The sequence below is a fragment of the Comamonas sp. CAH-2 genome (assembly GCF_009668305.1).
GTDB lineage: Bacteria > Pseudomonadota > Gammaproteobacteria > Burkholderiales > Burkholderiaceae_C > Comamonas > Comamonas aquatica.
This window is the reverse complement of record NZ_VSWF01000050.1, coordinates 1-16,968: the sequence shown is the minus strand read 5'-3', so window position 1 is coordinate 16,968 and position 16,968 is coordinate 1. Positions and strand designations below refer to the sequence as shown.

Annotated in this window: 14 protein-coding genes and 1 pseudogene; 7 read left to right on the top strand and 8 right to left on the bottom strand. The window is 66.0% G+C overall.

Translation table 11 applies throughout. The features are described from left to right. A partial coding sequence (locus FYM52_RS17455) for an integrase core domain-containing protein (RefSeq protein WP_154165005.1) occupies positions 1-268 on the top strand: 268 nt, incomplete at its 5' end. 99 nt (positions 269-367) lie between these two features. Here the strand turns inward: FYM52_RS17455 and FYM52_RS17450 are convergent. Beyond that, positions 368-1,160: pseudogene (locus FYM52_RS17450) on the bottom strand (IS5 family transposase). A gap of 40 nt (positions 1,161-1,200) precedes the next feature. Further along, positions 1,201-2,472, bottom strand: coding sequence for an integrase family protein (locus tag FYM52_RS17445; RefSeq protein WP_154165004.1), 1,272 nt, complete (start codon positions 2,470-2,472; stop codon positions 1,201-1,203). A 274-nt stretch (positions 2,473-2,746) separates the two neighbouring features. Between FYM52_RS17445 and FYM52_RS17440 the strand changes: the two genes are divergently transcribed. The 5 genes from FYM52_RS17440 (at position 2,747) to nhaA (ending at position 8,876) form a co-directional block, all read left to right on the top strand. Further along, positions 2,747-3,250 (top strand): low molecular weight protein-tyrosine-phosphatase, encoded by a 504-nt coding sequence (locus FYM52_RS17440; RefSeq protein WP_154165003.1) that lies wholly within the window; start codon positions 2,747-2,749, stop codon positions 3,248-3,250. A gap of 205 nt (positions 3,251-3,455) precedes the next feature. Beyond that, complete coding sequence (locus FYM52_RS17435) at positions 3,456-4,568, top strand: helix-turn-helix transcriptional regulator (RefSeq protein WP_162524770.1); 1,113 nt, start codon at positions 3,456-3,458, stop codon at positions 4,566-4,568. Positions 4,569-4,760: 192 nt separating this feature from the next. Beyond that, a complete protein-coding gene (locus tag FYM52_RS17430) occupies positions 4,761-5,372 on the top strand; it encodes a TRAP transporter small permease subunit (protein ID WP_042412406.1) in 612 nt (203 codons plus the stop codon). 18 nt (positions 5,373-5,390) lie between these two features. Then, a complete protein-coding gene (locus tag FYM52_RS17425) occupies positions 5,391-7,142 on the top strand; it encodes a TRAP transporter large permease subunit (RefSeq protein WP_154165002.1) in 1,752 nt (583 codons plus the stop codon). A gap of 279 nt (positions 7,143-7,421) precedes the next feature. Continuing rightward, positions 7,422-8,876, top strand: a complete 1,455-nt coding sequence (nhaA, locus tag FYM52_RS17420) for a Na+/H+ antiporter NhaA (RefSeq protein WP_238826258.1) — start codon at positions 7,422-7,424, stop codon at positions 8,874-8,876. A 132-nt stretch (positions 8,877-9,008) separates the two neighbouring features. Here nhaA and FYM52_RS17415 read toward each other — a convergent pair whose 3' ends face one another. The 6 genes from FYM52_RS17415 to FYM52_RS17390 form a co-directional block, all read right to left on the bottom strand. Further along, on the bottom strand, positions 9,009-10,214 hold the full coding sequence (locus FYM52_RS17415; RefSeq protein ID WP_154165000.1) for an ABC transporter permease: 1,206 nt from the start codon (positions 10,212-10,214) through the stop codon (positions 9,009-9,011). Beyond that, on the bottom strand, positions 10,214-11,005 hold the full coding sequence (locus tag FYM52_RS17410) for an ABC transporter ATP-binding protein (protein WP_154164999.1): 792 nt from the start codon (positions 11,003-11,005) through the stop codon (positions 10,214-10,216). Before FYM52_RS17410 ends, FYM52_RS17415 begins: the two co-directional genes overlap by 1 nt. Continuing rightward, positions 11,002-12,390 (bottom strand): efflux RND transporter periplasmic adaptor subunit, encoded by a 1,389-nt coding sequence (locus tag FYM52_RS17405; protein WP_154164998.1) that lies wholly within the window; start codon positions 12,388-12,390, stop codon positions 11,002-11,004. The genes FYM52_RS17410 and FYM52_RS17405 overlap by 4 nt, the downstream gene beginning before the upstream one ends. Before the next feature lie 20 nt (positions 12,391-12,410). After that, on the bottom strand, positions 12,411-13,886 hold the full coding sequence (locus FYM52_RS17400) for an efflux transporter outer membrane subunit (RefSeq protein WP_154164997.1): 1,476 nt from the start codon (positions 13,884-13,886) through the stop codon (positions 12,411-12,413). A gap of 111 nt (positions 13,887-13,997) precedes the next feature. Then, positions 13,998-15,047: a tRNA (adenosine(37)-N6)-threonylcarbamoyltransferase complex transferase subunit TsaD gene (tsaD, locus tag FYM52_RS17395; protein WP_043385819.1), complete on the bottom strand. Its 1,050-nt coding sequence runs from the start codon at positions 15,045-15,047 to the stop codon at positions 13,998-14,000. A 113-nt stretch (positions 15,048-15,160) separates the two neighbouring features. Then, positions 15,161-15,799: a DUF937 domain-containing protein gene (locus FYM52_RS17390; protein ID WP_154164996.1), complete on the bottom strand. Its 639-nt coding sequence runs from the start codon at positions 15,797-15,799 to the stop codon at positions 15,161-15,163. Between the two features lie 213 nt (positions 15,800-16,012). Here FYM52_RS17390 and ybiB point away from each other — a divergent pair. Next, positions 16,013-16,968: DNA-binding protein YbiB (gene ybiB / locus FYM52_RS17385; protein WP_154164995.1), on the top strand; the 956-nt coding region annotated here is incomplete at its 3' end.

Genomic DNA, 16,968 nt, shown 5'->3' with positions numbered 1-16,968 from the left:
CATACAGCCCTCGGTGGGCAGCCGGGGTGACAGCTACGACAACGCGCTGGCCGAGACCATCAACGGTCTGTACAAGGCCGAGCTGATTCACCGCCGGGGCCCCTGGAAGACCAGGGAATCCGTGGAGCTGGCCACCTTGCAGTGGGTGCACTGGTTCAACCATGTCCGACTACTCACGCCGATTGGGGGCATCCCTCCGGCAGAAGCTGAGGCAAACTACTGGAGGCAACTAGCCGTCAGCGACACCTCGGCAGAGGTGTCAACTTAAACCAATCGGCCTCCTCAAAACCCGGTGCGATTCAGTTCGTTCACTTGGCATTTGTCGTTCTGCTTCTGCGGAGATCGTAAACACGTTCTAAGAACGTGTTCAAAGTCTCCTGTGCAGAAGGCCCAAGAATGCCAAGTGGACGAACTGCAGGCTGGTGTTGAGCCAGCGCTCGCAGTTCTTCCACAGCCGCCGATTCTTCTCCAGCCAGGCAAAGCTGCGCTCGACGATCCAGCGCTTGGGCATGACCTTGAAGGTGTGCAACTCGCTTCTCTTGGCAATCTGTACCGTGACGTGCCCACCCACAATCTCCTGCACACCCTGCGCAAAGGGCTTGCCTGTGTAGCCGCTGTCGCACAACAGGCTTTGCACCCTGACCAAGGAGAGCTTGCAGCGCTTGAGTGCCTGCAGCGCGCCCTTGCGGTCCGTCACCTCGGCCGTGGTCACGGCTACTGCGTGCGGCAGCCCCTGGGTGTCCACCGCAATGTGACGCTTGATGCCCGAGACCTTCTTGCCCGCGTCATAGCCCTTCAGGCCCGCCGTGTCCGTGTTCTTCACGCTCTGCGCATCGATCATCAAGAACGCGCTGCAGGCGTTGCGCACCCGTCTCGCGCGGGCCGCGCCAACCTGATTTTTTTAAAGCCTGCTCCAGCAGGCTGCCACCCTCGCGTGGCTCGCTCTAGATCGCAAAGTACGAGTGCACGGTGCGCCACTTGGGAAAGTCGCCGGGCAGTGCGCGCCACTGGTAGCCTGTGCGCAGCAGATACAGCACCGCACAGAACACCTCGTACAACTCCACCTTTCGGGGCGCCGTCTTTCTGCGCGCACTCTCCAGCAATGGACGGATCGCTTCGAACTGCTCGCGCTTGATATCGCTCGGGTAACCTTTTCTCATCTCGCAAGCTTCTCACATCAGACGAGACTTTGAACACGTTCTAAGCGGCCAGGGCTTCCAGCTTATCGGCCAGCTTCGACAACCACAGCAGGCGCTCCGCATCGTAGCTGTAGGCGTTGTACGTGGCTTCAATCTCGGATGGCACGTGGCCAAGGATGGCCTCTGCCACTTCACTCGGGCACCCAAGCGATGGCAGCATCGTGCGGGTCGTCCGGCGCAGGTTGTGCGGTGTCCAGTCTGTGACTGGCAGCACACCCCTGGTTTTCCCCTCGCGTTTCGACTTCGGGCTGTAGGGCTGCAGGTCGTAGATATACGTCGAAAACGTGTGCTGCGTGTATGGCTTGTCGCCCACGCCGCGGAACAAGAACTCCCCCTTGTCGGTATCTTGCAGCCGACGCAGAACAATCTCCCTTGCGCGACCCAGCAACGGCACACGCAAGTCGGTTGCATCCTTGAATCGCGCATTCTTTGTGAGTTCCTTCGGAACCGTCCACCACAAGACCCCCTCCTTCTCTGCAAGGTGCTCGGGCTTCATTCCCAAAATCTCAGACCCCCGCGTGCCTGTCCACAGGTACATCACCACTGTGTCAGCCCCAACCTTGTGCATGTTGGGCAGCCAGCGCAGCAGCAACCCCACCTCTTCCTCCGTCAGCGCCCGACGCTTCTGGCCAACGTGCTTGCCGCCGATGATCTTCCCCTTGGACTTCAGCCGTCCCTTCATCACGGCCTGCCACCAGTTGGGCACATCCCCATCCAGGCGGCCGGCATCGAGCGCATAGTCCCAGGCCGACCCCATAAGGGAGCGGAGCTTTTGGGCAATCGTTGGAACGTGCTTGCGCGAATCCAGCAGGGCAAACGCATGCTGACGCTTCACAAGATTGGCAGGCATCGCCGCAAGCTCGGGGGAACCATCCAGGGCGGACAGCAGGATGCGTGCAGCTGCTTTAGCACCGGCTGGCTTGCGCTCTTGCTCGATGTGCCCCTGGATGAAATCCAGCACCAGTTGACGCACCCTGTACTCGTCGTCAACGGGCTCCTGCACAACAGGCTTTTTGGCTGCCTTCTTCTTTTCGGCCGGGTCGACCCCTGCCTCTTTGGATGCGCGCGCGCTGTCCCACTCCCGGATTGCTTCGTGCAAAGGCATACTTGGCCAGGCGCCCAGCTTCACCTGCTTCAGCCCGCTTGCACCCTTGTACCGATAGGTCCAGGTCTTGCCCTTTTTGTTGGCCAGCAACCGCAGCCCAGGGAACCCCTCGATTGCCATGTACTCGCCATCACTGAGCAGCTTTGCTGCCCTCGGGTCAAACACCATTCGCCACCTCGCTACGGGAATTTGCCAAATACTGAAAGATAGAATCAACCAAGCTCAACCACGCTCGGATGCGATCAAGTATAAGGCTGGTGTAGTTTTTGGTGTAGTTTTTCTGATTTTTAAAGTGTTTTCAGAGGGGAATGCAGTTCTACCATTGAACTACACCCGCCTTGCAACTGGACTGCCGGTTGACGGCAGCGCGCAAAGCGGACGCTAATCTAACACAAATGCATGCTGACTCCCGCACAGTCTCTGCGCATTTTCGGCCTCCCGTATGACCAATGACCTTGACCCCCTGCCCTACGCCGTTCTGATGGTCTGCATGGGCAACATTTGCCGCAGCCCCACCGCCCACGGCGTGCTGCGCGACATGGTGCACGCGCGGGGTTGGAGCGCCTGGCTGCGCGTGGACTCGTGCGGCACGCACGCCTACCACGTGGGCGAAGCGCCGGACCGCCGCAGCCAGAAGCACGCCCTGCAGCGCGGCTATGACCTCAGCGATCTGCGGGCGCGCCAGCTGACGCGCGAGGACTTTGAGCAGCACGACCTGGTGCTGGTGATGGACCACGAGAACCTGGCCCGCGCCCAGGCCCTGTGCCCTCCGACACAGCGCCACAAGCTGCACCGGCTGACCGAGTTCTGCCGCGAGATGCGCAGTGCCGTGGTGCCCGACCCCTACTACGGCGGCGACCAGGGCTTCGAGCATGTGCTGGACCTGATCGAGGATGCCTGCCAAGGCGTGCTGTCCCACGTGCACAAAGAGCACTTGACACGCTGAAGCACGTCCACGTCGCCGCACCGGCAGGGCTGGTGTCTTGATGGCACAGGTCTTTTCAGGCGGACGCCAGCCCCGGCAGGCCTGCGCCACGACAGGACCGCCCCCCCACCAAAGGCAGCCCAGGCATGAGGTCTCTGCCCGCAGGCCGCGGCAATCCCGTTAAGGTGCGCCCTTTGCTTTTTCGATCCAGGTATTCCGGTTTTCCGTGCATCGCATCCAACTTCACTACAGCCTGCAAGACAGCGCCTCCAGCCACATCATCCAGCACCCCTTGCTCGACATGCTGCAGGCGGTGGCCGACCAGGGCTCCATCTCCGGCGCGGCCCGGGTGCTGGGACTGTCTTACCGGCATGTCTGGGGGGCCCTCAAGAAGTGGGAAGCGCAGCTGGGCCGGGAAGTGATCCTGTGGGGCAAGGGCCATTCGGCCCAGCTCAGCCCCTTCGGGCTGCGCCTGCTGCTGACGGAACGCCAGGCCCAGGCGCGCCTGGCACCCCACATCGAAGCCGTCCAGGCCGAGCTGGAGCGCACCTACGCGCTGGGCTACGACGAGCACACCCCCATCCTGTCGCTGCACGCCAGCTACGACAGCGCCTACAGCCTGCTGCGCCAGTTTGCCGGCGCGCACCCGCAGCACGCCGTGCACCTGGACCTGACGCCCTGCGTCAGCGTGGACGCCCTGCGGGCCCTGCACGAGGGCCGCACCACCCTGGCCGGCTTTCACGTGCTGCAGGCGGCGGGCAAGCACTCCATGGCGGCGCACATCTACAAACCGCTGCTGCACCTGCAGCACTACCGCTTCATCCGACTGGGCCTGCGCGCCCAGGGGCTGATCGTGGCCGCCGGCAATCCGCACCAGCTGCACAGCCTGCAGGACGTGGCGCGCCAACAGGTGCGCTTTGTCAACCGCCCGCTGGGCACCGGCACCCGCGTGGTGCTGGCCGACCTGATGGCGCAGGCCCAGCTGCAGCCCAGTGACATCCTGGGCTTCGACGATGAAGAGCCCAGCCACAACGCCGTGGCCCAGGCCGTGGCCCAGGGCCAGGCCGATGTGGGACTGGGCATTGCCTCCGCGGCGCAGGCCAAGGGCCTGGACTTCATCCCGCTGTGCCAGGAGCACGACCTGCTGGTCTGCCATGCCACGCTGCTGCAGCACCCGGCCCTGCAAGCGCTGTGCACCCTGCTGCGCACGCCCGCCTGGCAAAACCGCCTGCACAGCCAGGGGGGCCACGACAGCACCGGCTGCGGCGACATCTACACCCTGGACCAGTGCCTGCCCTGGTGGACCTGCGCACCTGCCACAACCGCAGCCAACACCTAGTAAAAACCCTGTATTTCACCCCATCCAGGCGTTAAAAATCCTGGATTTACACCTTCCCGTCACAAAGCCGTCAGCAACTGGGGGGTGCGCTCCGTAGAATCGCGCGACTGTGCATTCCTACACGTCTGCAAGAGGCGTCGGCCACACGTCGGCAGCCCACTTGCGGCACACATCGCGCTTTTTGGAGACACCATGCAAGCACTCTTACGACTCTCACGGGGTATCGACGGGCTCAACGCCTGGGTCGGTAAATATGTCATCTGGCTCATCCTTGCGGCCACCGTCATCAGCGGTGTCAACGCGGTGGTGCGCAAGGTCTTCCACACCAGCTCCAATGCCTTCCTGGAAGTGCAGTGGTACTTCTTTGCAGCGTCCTTCCTGCTGGCCGCAGGCTATACCCTGCTGGAAAAGGAACACGTCAAGGTGGACGTGATCAACGCCCGCCTGTCCCTGCGCACGCGGGTCTGGATTGACGTGCTGGGCTTCGCCCTGTTCCTGACCCCCATGTGCGCCCTGGTGCTGTACTACGGCGTGCCCTTCTTCCTGCAGGCCTGGAACACCGGCGAAATGTCCAGCAACGCTGGCGGCCTGATCCGCTGGCCCGTGTACCTGATGATGCCCCTGGGCTTTGGCCTGCTGCTGCTGCAGGGCCTGTCCGAGCTCATCAAGCGCATCGCCTTCCTGATGGGCCTGATCGACGATCCGACCGTGAAGATCGTGGAAAAGACCCCCGAAGAAGAGCTGGCCGAAGTCATCCGCAAGGCGGAAGAAGAAGCCGCGCGCAACGCCGCCAAGAGCGCCTGATCGCGGAGGGAGATAGCTATGGAATTCATTGCAAACAATATGGCCCCGATCATGTTCGCCGGCCTGATCTGCTTCTTGCTGCTGGGCTTCCCGGTGGCGTTCAGCCTGGGTGCCTGCGGCCTGTTCTTTGCCGTGGTCGGGATTGAGCTGGGCGTGCTGCCCGAAGCCCTGATGCAGGCCTTGCCGCTGCGCATCTACGGCATCATGCAGAACGAAACCCTGCTCGCCATTCCGTTCTTCACGCTCATGGGGCTGATCCTCGAGCGCAGCGGCATGGCGGAGGACCTGCTGGACACCGTGGGCCAGCTGTTCGGCCCCATCCGTGGTGGCGTGGCCATCGCGGTGATTCTGGTGGGTGCCATGCTGGCGGCCACCACCGGTGTGGTGGCGGCGTCCGTGATCTCCATGGGCCTGATTTCGCTGCCCATCATGCTGCGCTACGGCTATGACCGCCGCATCGCCTCGGGCGTGATTGCCGCCTCCGGCACGCTGGCACAGATCATTCCGCCATCCCTGGTGCTGATCATTCTGGCCGACCAGCTGGGTCGCAGCGTGGGCGACCTGTACAAGGGCGCCTTCGTCCCCGGCTTCATGCTGGTGGGCTTTTACATGCTGATGATTTTCGCCATCGCCATCTTCAAGCCCGCGATGGTGCCGGCCCTGCCGCCCGAAGCGCGCAGCCTGAAGGAAAAGGACGGCTCCAGCGGACTGACTTCGCTGCTGCTGCTGACCATCCTGTGCGTGGGCGTGTCGGTGTTTGCCGCCCACAACATGGAAACCATCCACACCTGGTTCACCGGTGAAGTGGTGGAAAAAGTGGCCAAGGACGAGACCATCGTCTTCGCGATGTGCTTCGGCGTGGCGCTGGCCTTCGTGGCCGCGTCCATCAACCGTGTCACCGGCCTGGGTCTGCTGTCGCACGTGGCGGAAAAGGTCACCTTCGTGCTGATCCCCCCGCTGCTGCTGATCTTCCTGGTGCTGGGCACCATCTTCCTGGGCATTGCCACGCCCACCGAAGGCGGCGCCATGGGTGCCCTGGGCGCCATGATCCTGGCCGTCAGCCGCAAGCGCCTGAGCTACCAGTTGCTGCGCCAGGCCCTGGTCGGCACCACCAAGCTGTCGTGCTTCGTGCTGTTCATCCTGATCGGCGCCACCGTCTTCGGCCTGACCTTCCAAGGTGTGGACGGACCGCTGTGGGTGGAACACCTGCTGGCGGACCTGCCAGGCGGCCAACTGGGCTTCCTGATCCTGGTGAACGTGATGGTGTTCTTCCTGGCGTTCTTCCTGGACTTCTTCGAGCTGTCCTTCATCGTCGTGCCGCTGCTGGCCCCCGTGGCCGACAAGCTGGGCATCGACCTGATCTGGTTCGGCGTGCTGCTGGCGGTGAACATGCAGACGTCGTTCATGCACCCACCGTTCGGCTTTGCGCTGTTCTTCCTGCGCTCGGTTGCGCCCGACAAGGAGTACACCGACAAGGTCACCAAGAAGCGCATCGCTCCGGTGACCACCATGCAGATCTACAAGGGCGCGATTCCGTTCCTGTGCATCCAGCTGCTGATGGTCGGCCTGATCATTGCCTTCCCGGGCATCGTCTCCAGCGGCCTGGATGAGAAGGTGGACTACGACCTGGACGCCATCCGCGAACAGATGGAATCCTCCATGCCGGCACCGATCGACTTCGACAATCCGTACATGGAGCAAAGCAACGGCACGGGCAGCGCCCCCGCCGAGGACGATCCACTGAAGGCCTTGCAAGACTCGCTCAAGTAAGCTGCCGGCTTCACATCGCCCAGCCCCTGCCGCTGACGCCGCAGGGGCTTTTTTCATGCCCACGTGCAGCAAAAAACATAGCTGCCTGCGCTGTTGCAGCAGCCAATCCCTTGCCAAAACGTTTGGAAAGCTGGATGCAACAAGCGGCAAATGCTCCTATTTTTCAAGGATTTACCCTGATTTCCCTCGGAAAATCGGGCCCCGCACCACCGTCCTGGAGGTGTCTTTGGGTACACTGCGCCCCGGGTGCCCGCCACATGCGGTGGTGATGGCAGGTGAATGTTCATGTGCAAGTCGGGCCGCTTGCATGCACTCAGCGAAAGTCCGTCCGTGCACCCCCATGACCCCCAGGGCAAGGCCCCCCTGCACCCTCAATTTCCCGCGCCCAGCGCGCGCATCCCTACTCTGCAGGCCGTGACCGACAAAGCCTCCGCCGGCTTTGCCCGCATGCTGCACATCGAATCCATGAGCGGCATCGTGCTGCTGATTGCCGCCGCCGTAGCCTTGTTGTGGGCCAATTCGCCCTGGGCACAGACCTACTTTGACACCTGGCATGCGCCGCTGTCGCTGACCATCGGCCCCTGGTCGGTCAACACCGACCTGCACTTCTTCGTCAACGACGTGCTGATGACCATCTTCTTCCTGGTCGTGGGCATGGAGATTCGTCGCGAGATCCACAACGGCGCCCTGTCCAACCTCAGCCAGGCCGCGCTGCCGGTCATCGCTGCGATTGGCGGCGTGGTCGTGCCCGCACTGATCTATGTGGCTTTTGCCGGCAGCGATCCGGAACTGCTCAACGGCTGGGCCATCCCCACGGCCACCGACATTGCCTTCGCCGTGGGCGTGCTGGCCCTGCTGGGCAAGTCCATCCCCGGGCCACTGCGCATCTTCCTGCTGGCGCTGGCCATCATCGACGACATCGTGGCCGTGCTGATCATTGCCTTCTTCTACTCCGGTGGCCTGGACTACAGCGGCTTTGGCGTGGCCTTGGTCGGCCTGCTGCTGGTGCTGCTGTTCAACCGCATGGGCGTGGCGTCGGCCTGGATGTACGTGCTGCCCGGCGCCGTGCTGTGGCTGGGCCTGCTGCAGACCGGGGCCCACCCTACGCTGGCCGGCGTGGTGCTGGGCCTGATGACGCCGGTCGCCATGCGCCCCGCGCCGCGCCACCACCTGGAGGTGGCGCAGACGGCCCTGGCGCGCGTGCACCTGCATGCCCGCAGCGGCGACTTTGATGCCGCAGTGCTGCGCCACGAGTTGAAGATTGCCACCCTGGCCCAGCGCGACCTGCTGCCGCCCGTGTTTCGCCTGCCCATGATGCTGCACCCCTGGGTGGCCTTCGGCGTCATGCCCATCTTCGCGCTGGCCAATGCCGGCGTGCAGTTCGGCGGGGTGGACCTGTCGGCCAGCGGACCCGCCACCGTGGCCCTGGGCGTGATGGTGGCCCTGGTGCTAGGCAAGCCAGTGGGCGTGCTGCTGGCCACCTTTGTGGCCGTCCGGCTGCGCCTGTGCACCATGCCCCAGGGCGTGACCTGGCCCGGCGTGCTGCTGGTCGGCATGCTGGCAGGCATTGGCTTCACCATGGCCATTTTTGTCGGCGGCCTGGCCTTCAGCCAGCCGGAACTGCTGGCCGCAGCCAAGATGGGCATCCTCGGCGCATCGGGCGCTGCCGCCCTGCTGGGGCTGCTCTACGGCTTTGCCATGCGCAAGCGCCTGGGCGCGACCGAGGCGGCCTGAGCCCGGGGCTACTAGGCTGCTTGCGCGGCTCTCTCTGACCCAGGGCATGCCGCGCCGGCACTGGCGCCCCCACCCATCAAAAAAGCCGGAGTGCCTTGCAGCCTCCGGCTTTTTTATGGGAATCCCCGGCACTCACTCGTGGCGCAAGGCCTCGATCGGGTCCAGCTGCGCAGCGCGGCGCGCCGGGAAGTAGCCAAAGACCACGCCAATCGCCGCCGAAAACACAAACGACAGCAGGTTCACCGTGGGGTTGAAGACAAACGGCACCTGCATCAGCTGCGCCAGCGTCACCGAGGCCACGGCCGCAATCGCGATGCCGATCAAGCCCCCCAGCGCCGCCAGCACCACGGCCTCGATCAGGAACTGCAGCAGCACCTCGCGCTCCAGCGCACCAATCGCCAGGCGCAGGCCGATCTCGCGCGTGCGCTCGGTCACGCTGACCAGCATGATGTTCATGATGCCGATACCCCCCACCAACAGACTCACCGCGGCCACCGCGCCCAGCAGGGTGGTCATCACCTTGGTGGTGCCGGCCATGGTGTCGGCCAGTTGCTTGGTGTCCAGCACGTTGAAGTTGTCCTCGTCCATGGGTGCCAGCTTGCGCAGATCGCGCAGCAGGTCGCGCAGGCTGCTCTTGACGCGCTCGGGATCGCTGTCTTCAGCCATGGACACCAGCAAGGTGTTCACCCGGGTGTTGCCCGTGACCCGGCGCTGCAGGGTCTTGAGCGGGATCAGCACCATGTCGTCCTGGTCGTTGCCGAAGGCCCCCTGGCCCTTGGAACCCAGCAGGCCGATGATCTCGCACGAGAAGGCTTTCACCCGCAGGTGCTGGCCCAGGATGTCCGGGCTGTTCTGGAACAGTTCGCGGTGCAGGGTCGAGCCGATGATGCACACGGCCGCACCGGCACGCAGCTCTTCGGGCGTGAACACGCGGCCCTGCTCCAGCTTCCAGTTGCCGGTCTGCAGCCATGCGTTGGTGCTGCCGATCACGCTGGACGACCAGTTGCGGCCGTTCGCCACCAGGGTGGTGCCGGAACGCGCCTCCGGGGCCACGGCGGCAATGCCGCCAATTTGCTGGGCAATCGCATTCGCGTCCGTGTCCTTGAACGCCGGTGCGGCCGTTGTCCCCGGCCCCATGCGCTGCCCTGCCCGGATCTGCAGCAAGTTGGTGCCCAGGCCCTGGATCTGTGTCTGCACGGCCAGGGTGGCGCCGTTGCCCAGGGTGACCATGGTGATCACCGCGCTGACCCCGATCACGATGCCCAGGATGGTCAGAAACGAGCGCAGCAGATTGCGGCGGATGGAGCGCAGCGCCAGCAAGATGGTGTTGCCGAACATCAGCCTTCCCTCCCTTGCGCCAGCCCATCGCCCGCGGACAGCGCCGCGGCACGCAGCATGACCGAGGCGTTGGACACATCCGTGTCCAGCAGCCCGTCCTTGAAGCGCACGATGCGGCGCGCGTACGCGGCCATCTCGGGCTCGTGCGTCACCATCAGCACGGTGATGCCCTGCTCATGGTTGAGCTTCCACAGCAACTCCATGATTTCCTCGCTGCGCTGCGTGTCCAGGTTGCCCGTGGGCTCGTCGGCCAGCAACACCACCGGGTTGCTGACGATGGCGCGCGCAATCGCCACGCGCTGCTGCTGCCCGCCCGACAGTTCGGCCGGCGTGTGGTGCTCCCAGCCGTTCAGTCCCACAGCCTCCAGCGCCCGGCGCGCCGCCTGGTGGCGCTGCGCGGCCGATTCGCCGCGGTACAGCAGGGGCAGTTCCACGTTTTCCTGGGCCGTGGTGCGCGGCAACAGATGGAAGCCCTGGAACACAAAGCCGAAATAGCGCCGACGCAGCCGTGCGCGCTCGTCACGGTCCAGGCCTTCGACGTGCACGCCCTTGAACAGGTATTCGCCCGCCGTCGGCCGGTCCAGGCAGCCCAGGGTGTTCATGGCCGTGGACTTGCCCGACCCGCTGGGGCCCATGATGGCGACGAATTCGCCCTGCGCGATGTCCAGGTCCACGCCCTTGAGCGCCTTGAAGGCCAGGCCGCCTTCGCCATACACCTTGACGATGTTGCGCAACCGGATCAGCGGTGGGCTGGCGCCGCCGTCAGCAGCTTGCGGTGCGGCCTCGCTCATCGCGCGGCCCCGCTGCGCTGGTCGGTGATGACCTGGGCACCTTCGGCCAGCTTCTCGCTGTCCACCTCGGTCATGCGGCCATCGCTGATGCCCGTCTTGACCTGCACGGCCACGGGCTGCTCGCCCTCCAGCACCCAGACGTAGCGGGTCTGGCCCGGCCCCATGGCCTGCGCGCCGCCCGCGCCGCCGCGACTCATGCGAGGACGCTGGGGCATCAGCTGGCCCATGATGCCGCCACTGTTGCCCCCCGAGGCGCCCTGCGGGCGGGGGCTGCGCTCTGCGCCAGAGCCGCCCGATCGCTCGGCGGCGGGCGTCGCGCCCTCCACCGCCGGGGCCTGCATGCCCACCGGTGTGAAGCGCAGCGCCGAGTTGGGCACCAGCAGCACATCGCTGCGCTCGTTGGCGCGGATGGAGGCCGATGCCGTCATGCCGGGGCGCAGCGACAGGTCCTCGTTGCGCACATCCAGGCGCGCCAGGTAGGTCACCACGTTGTCGGTCTTGGTGGAGCCATAGTCCACGCGCGTGACCTTGGCCGGGTAGGTGCGCGAGGGGTGGGCGCTGACTGTGAAGCTGGCGCGCTGGCCGGTCTGCACCTGGCCGATGTCGGCCTCATCGACCGAGACTTCCAGGCGCAGCTTCTTCAGGTCTTCTGCCACGGTGAACAGGGTCACGGCCTGCAGCGAGGCGGCCACGGCGTTACCGGGGTCCACGGAACGGGTCAGGATCACACCGTCGATGGGCGACTTGATCGAGGCCTTGGACAGGTTGGTCTCATCGGTCTGGAGTGCGGCGCGCGCATCGTCGACCGAGGCGCGGGCGGCGGCTTCATCGGCCACCGCACGATCGACCGAGGCACGCCCGGCATCCATTTCCGCAGCGGACGGCACCTTGCCTGCGGACAGGCGGTGGACCTCTTCCTGGCGGGCGAAATTGGAGCGCGCCTCCTTCAGGGTGGCCTGGGCCTGCTGCAGGCGCGCCAGCGCCGAGGCCACGGAGGCCTTGGAGCGGTTGAGCTGGGCATTCAGCTTGTCCGTGTCCAGCACCACCAGCACCTGGCCCTGCTTGACCTCGTCGTTGACGTCCACCAGCACCCGGCGCACCGTGCCGGACAGCTCGGACCCGACGTTCACCGTCCGCGTCGGTTGCAAGGTGCCGTTGGCCGACACCGTGATCGACAGATTGCCGCGCTTGACCGCCTCGGCCACATACACCGGCTTGGCGTTCACCTGTTGCTGGTGCTGCCAGTAGGCATAGGCACCGGCGGCACCCACGATCGCCACCACGCCGATCCAGACCGTGGGGCTTTGCCACCAGCGGCGCGCCAGGCCGTCACCCAGTAATTCCTGGACCTCCTTGGAGTTGCTTGCGGAGTTTTTCTTGTTCATCACTTTGTCCGTTCCATCTCTCACAACGTGGCGGGGGTGCTGCTGCCCACCCGCTGTCCATCCGTGTCCAGAGGCTGCCAGCCACCGCCCAGCGCCTTGTACAGGCGCACATGGTCGGTGCTGATGGCCGCGCGCGTGCTCGCCACGCTGTCTTGCGACGACAGCAGCGTGCGCTGGGTATCCAGCACCGTCTGGAAGTCCACCAGCCCGCTGCTGTAGCGCTGGTTGGCCAGCAGCGAGGCATTGCGGGCCGCCTCCTGCGCCACCAGCAGCTGGACCAGTCGCTCCTTGTCGCCCTGCAGCTGCGCCAGCGCATCCTCGACCTCCTGCAAGGCCGTCAGCACCGTGGAGCGGTAGGCGATGCGTGCCTGCTCCACCGCTGCCTGCTGGGCGCGGATCTGGGCGCGGTTGGCGCCACCATCGAACAGCGGCGCAGACAGGCCGGCCGCGATGCTGGCCGCCACCGAAGCGCCATTGGTCAGGGCCCCCACCGTCAGGGCCCCCAGGCCCAGCGAACCGCTGAGGCGCAAGCTGGGGAAGTTGGCCCGCTCCTGGGCGGAGAGATTGGCCACGGCCGCCACCACCTTGTGCTCCTGCACGCGCACATCGGGGCGCTGGCGCAAGGTATCGGCCGGCAAGGCCATGGCCAGCTGCTCGGGGGCCACGGGCAGGGGCTGGACGGTTTGCAACTGGGTATCCAGGGCCCCGGGCGGCTGCCCGGTCAGGATGGCCAAGGCATGGCGTGACTGGGCCAGGGAACTTTGCAAAGCCGGAATCTGTGCAGCCGTCTGCGCCGTGGACTGCCGGGCCTGCTCGGCCTCCAGCGAAGTCACCAGCCCCGCCTGCAGGCGCCATTCGGTGATCTGCTGGTTTTCGCGCTGGATGGCCAGGTTGTCGCGGGCAATCTGCAGGCGTTCCTGCAGGCTGCGCAGCTCGATGTAGTTCAGCGCCACCTCGGCGGCCAGGGCCACATGGACCCCTTCCAACGAGGCCACGGCGGCCTGCACGTTGGCATCGCCGGCCTGGACGGCGTTGCCCTGGCGGCCCCACCAGTCGGGCTCCCAGCTGGCGTCCACACCCACAGAGTAACGGTTGCTGGCATCGTTGTTGCCCGAGCGGCTGCGGGTGGCCCCCGCGCTGCTGCCCACGCTGGGCAGCAGGCCGGCAACCTGGACATCGCGTTGTGCGCGCGCCTGGCGCAGCACGGCCTGGGCGTTGAGCACGCTCGGGTTGGCGGCCAGGGCCTGTTCGATCAGCGCCGTCATCGGTGCGTCGCCAAAACGCTGCCACCAGCGGCTCAGGTCTGCGGGCGATGCCACAGGGGCGGCCTCCGCGCTGCGCTGCCACTGTGTGGGCACCGGCACGGGCTGACTCTGTCCGGCAAATTGCGAGGTGTGGCTACAGCCGGCCACCAGCAAGGCCGTGGCCAGCGCCAGTGGCGTGGCCCAGGCGCGCGCCGGGTGGCGGTCGGAAATGGAGGGAAGCAGGTTCTGCATAAAAGGGGGAGAAAAACCGCGTGTTCGCTTGTTTCTACCCCGCGATTGTGCAGAGCCTGTGTAGGGCCCGGGCAAAAGCCCTGTGAAGCTTTGGTAAAGCTGCCTGCGGGCCTAGGCCGGCTCCACAATCGCGTCCAGCGGCCAGCGCGGTTTCACATCAAACGCATAGTGCTTGTCGGCCTGCTGCTGGCCGGCCTGCATGCGCATGGCCGCGGCCATGGCAATCATGGCGCCGTTGTCGGTGCACAGGTGCAGCTCCGGATAGTGCACGCGGATCTTGCGCTTGGCGCAGGCTTCGTTCAGTTGCTGGCGCAGCAGCTGGTTGGCGCCCACGCCCCCCGCCACCACCACGCGCTGCATGCCGGTCTGCTTGAGGGCGTTCAGGGTCTTCTTGACCAGCACGTCCACGATCGCGGCCTGGGCACTGGCCGCCAGGTCGGCCTTGCGCGCTTCCAGCTCGTCACCCAGTTTCTTGGCCTGCGTCAGCACTGCGGTCTTCAGGCCCGCAAACGAAAAGTCCAGATCGCCGCTGTGCAGCAAGGGGCGCGGCAGCTTGAAGGCCTCGGGGTCGCCGCTTTCCGCCAGCTTGGACAGGATGGGGCCACCGGGGTACGGCAGGCCCATGACCTTGGCGGACTTGTCGAAGGCTTCGCCAGCGGCATCGTCGATGGTCTCGCCCAGAATCTCGTAGCGGCCGACCCCATCCACGCGCATCAACTGGGTGTGCCCCCCCGAGACCAGCAAGGCGATGAAGGGGAACTCCGGGGGATCGGCGCTCAGGAAGGGCGACAGCAGGTGCCCTTCCAGGTGGTGCACGCCCAGCACGGGCTTGTCCAGGGCAGCCCCCAGCGCGCAGGCCACCCCGGCCCCCACGAGCAGGGCGCCGGCCAGGCCGGGGCCCCGGGTAAAGGCGACCACGTCGATGTCCTGCAGGGTCTGGCCCGCATCGCCCAGCACCTGCTGCGTCAGCGGCAGCACGCGGCGGATGTGGTCGCGGCTGGCCAACTCCGGCACCACCCCGCCATAGGCGCGGTGCATGTCGATTTGGCTGTGCAAGGCGTGGGCCAGCAGCGTCGGCACACTGCCGTCGGCCGGCATGCGCACCAGGGCCACGCCGGTTTCATCGCACGAAGATTCAATACCCAAGATCAGCTGACTCATAGGGCGCAAGTGTAGGTCTGCGCACCACGGCGCAGCGTGGGCCCGGCCAAAAGCCTTGTGCCCCAGGCAAGAAAAAAGCACCCGCAGGTGCTTGGCAGATGGGCGGCTGGCGGTCAGCGGCGGTTGTTGAGGAAGGCACTGCCCAGCTTGAACAGGTCCGAGGCCCCCAGCTTGCCATCGCCGTCCTGGTCCAGCAGGCTGCCCAGCAAGCCACCGCCCAGCCCCCCAGCGCTCTGGGCCTGGGCACGCTCCTGTTCCAGGCTTTGCCCCAGGCTGCCCGCATCCATGTGGCCGGCTTGCACACGCTGGGCCAGGAACGCCATGACGATGGGCGCCAGCATGGACAGCAACTGCCCGGCCGTCTGTCCGCCCAGCCCGGTGGCCTGGCCCAGGCTGTCCTGCGCTTGCTGCTGGCTGCCACCCAAAATGTGGCCCAGGATGGCCGCGCCCTGCCCAGCAGGGCTGGCCGCGCCGCCCGCGCCCCCGAGCACGGTGCCCAGCAGGTCGCCCAGACCGCCCAGCCCCTGGGGCAAGGCCGCAGCGTGGTCACGCTGCAGCGCCCCCATCAGGTCGGCGGCACCCTGGGGCTGTGCGGCATTGCGGCCCAAGGCGCCCAGCAGCAGGGGCAGCGCTGCCCCCACCGCGGTCTGGATTTGCTGGTGGTCTGCGCCCAGTTGCTGCGCCATCTGCTGCATGGGCGCGCCCTGCAGTTGCGCCATCAATTCGGACACCAAAGATTGCTGTGGATGCATCACTCACTCCTGTCGGCGGGCGGCTGGTGCCGCCCCTGGGGCGTCAGTATGCGGCAGCGCGCAGGCACCACCGGCCATGGCGTGCACGATGCGGCAAAGCCTGACAGCACGGCGCCGGGCGACAGCGGGCAATCAGACGCAAACGCCATGCTCATATAAGAAACAGATATAAAAAACCATTCAAAATACGGAGAATACTTTTATAGATACCCCATGAGCATCCAGCAATACCTCAAGGAAATCGGTCGCGGCAAAGACGGCGCACGCCCGCTGTCGCGGCCGCAGGCCGCCGAGCTGATGGGCTGGCTGCTCGACGGCCAGGCCCACCCGTTGCAGGTGGGGGCCTTCTGCCTGGCCATGCGCATCAAGGGGGAAACCGCTGCCGAAATGGCCGGATTCATGGACGCCGTGCACGCCCGCCTGCCGCTGACCGAGGCCCCTGCCAGCCCGGTCGTGGTGCTGCCCAGCTACAACGGCGCGCGCCGCCTGCCCGTGCTGACCCCGCTGCTGGCGCTGCTGCTGGTGCGCGAAGGCCTGCCCGTACTGCTGCACGGCGCCACCACCGAAACCAGCCGCACCACCGCCACGCAGGTGCTCGCGCACCTGGGCCACAGCCCCAAAAGCCGCCTGCACGCGCCAGATCCCGGCGAGCTGCTGCTGATGGACCCACGCCAGCTGCTGCCCGGCCTGGCCGACCTGCTGGATGCGCGTGCCACCATCGGCCTGCGCAACCCCGCCCACAGCCTGGTCAAGCACTTCAACCCGCTGGGGCGCGGTGGTTTCGCCAGCCTGGTCGTGGGCTGCTACACGCACCCGGAATACGCCCTCAGCATGGCCGCAACACATGCCGAAGCCGGGGGCCACGCGCTGCTGCTGCGCGGCATGGAGGGCGAGCCCGTGGCCGACCCACGGCGCCAGCCGGCCATGCGCGCCATCCTGCACGGCCGGACCGTGCAGGAATGGACCGCCGAAAGCGGTACCATCCCCACCCTGCCGGAGTTGCCGCCGCACCTGGACGCCGCCGCCACCGCCGCCTTCACGCGTGAAGTGCTGCAAGGCCAGCGCCCGCTGCCCGACACCCTGGCCACCCAGGTGCAGGCCATCGTGGCGCTGCACCGCCAGTTACAGACCGCCTGCCCCGCCGCCTCACCCGCCCTGCCTGTCACCCC

Coding starts and splice junctions, on each gene's coding strand:
- FYM52_RS17445 (WP_154165004.1), bottom strand. CDS start 2,472: ATGGTGTTTGACCCGAGGGCAGCAAAGCTGCTCAGTGATGGCGAGTAC.
- FYM52_RS17440 (WP_154165003.1), top strand. CDS start 2,747: ATGACCAATGACCTTGACCCCCTGCCCTACGCCGTTCTGATGGTCTGC.
- FYM52_RS17430 (WP_042412406.1), top strand. CDS start 4,761: ATGCAAGCACTCTTACGACTCTCACGGGGTATCGACGGGCTCAACGCC.
- FYM52_RS17425 (WP_154165002.1), top strand. CDS start 5,391: ATGGAATTCATTGCAAACAATATGGCCCCGATCATGTTCGCCGGCCTG.
- nhaA (WP_238826258.1), top strand. CDS start 7,422: ATGTTCATGTGCAAGTCGGGCCGCTTGCATGCACTCAGCGAAAGTCCG.
- FYM52_RS17415 (WP_154165000.1), bottom strand. CDS start 10,214: ATGTTCGGCAACACCATCTTGCTGGCGCTGCGCTCCATCCGCCGCAAT.
- FYM52_RS17410 (WP_154164999.1), bottom strand. CDS start 11,005: ATGAGCGAGGCCGCACCGCAAGCTGCTGACGGCGGCGCCAGCCCACCG.
- FYM52_RS17405 (WP_154164998.1), bottom strand. CDS start 12,390: ATGAACAAGAAAAACTCCGCAAGCAACTCCAAGGAGGTCCAGGAATTA.
- FYM52_RS17400 (WP_154164997.1), bottom strand. CDS start 13,886: ATGCAGAACCTGCTTCCCTCCATTTCCGACCGCCACCCGGCGCGCGCC.
- tsaD (WP_043385819.1), bottom strand. CDS start 15,047: ATGAGTCAGCTGATCTTGGGTATTGAATCTTCGTGCGATGAAACCGGC.
- FYM52_RS17390 (WP_154164996.1), bottom strand. CDS start 15,799: ATGCATCCACAGCAATCTTTGGTGTCCGAATTGATGGCGCAACTGCAG.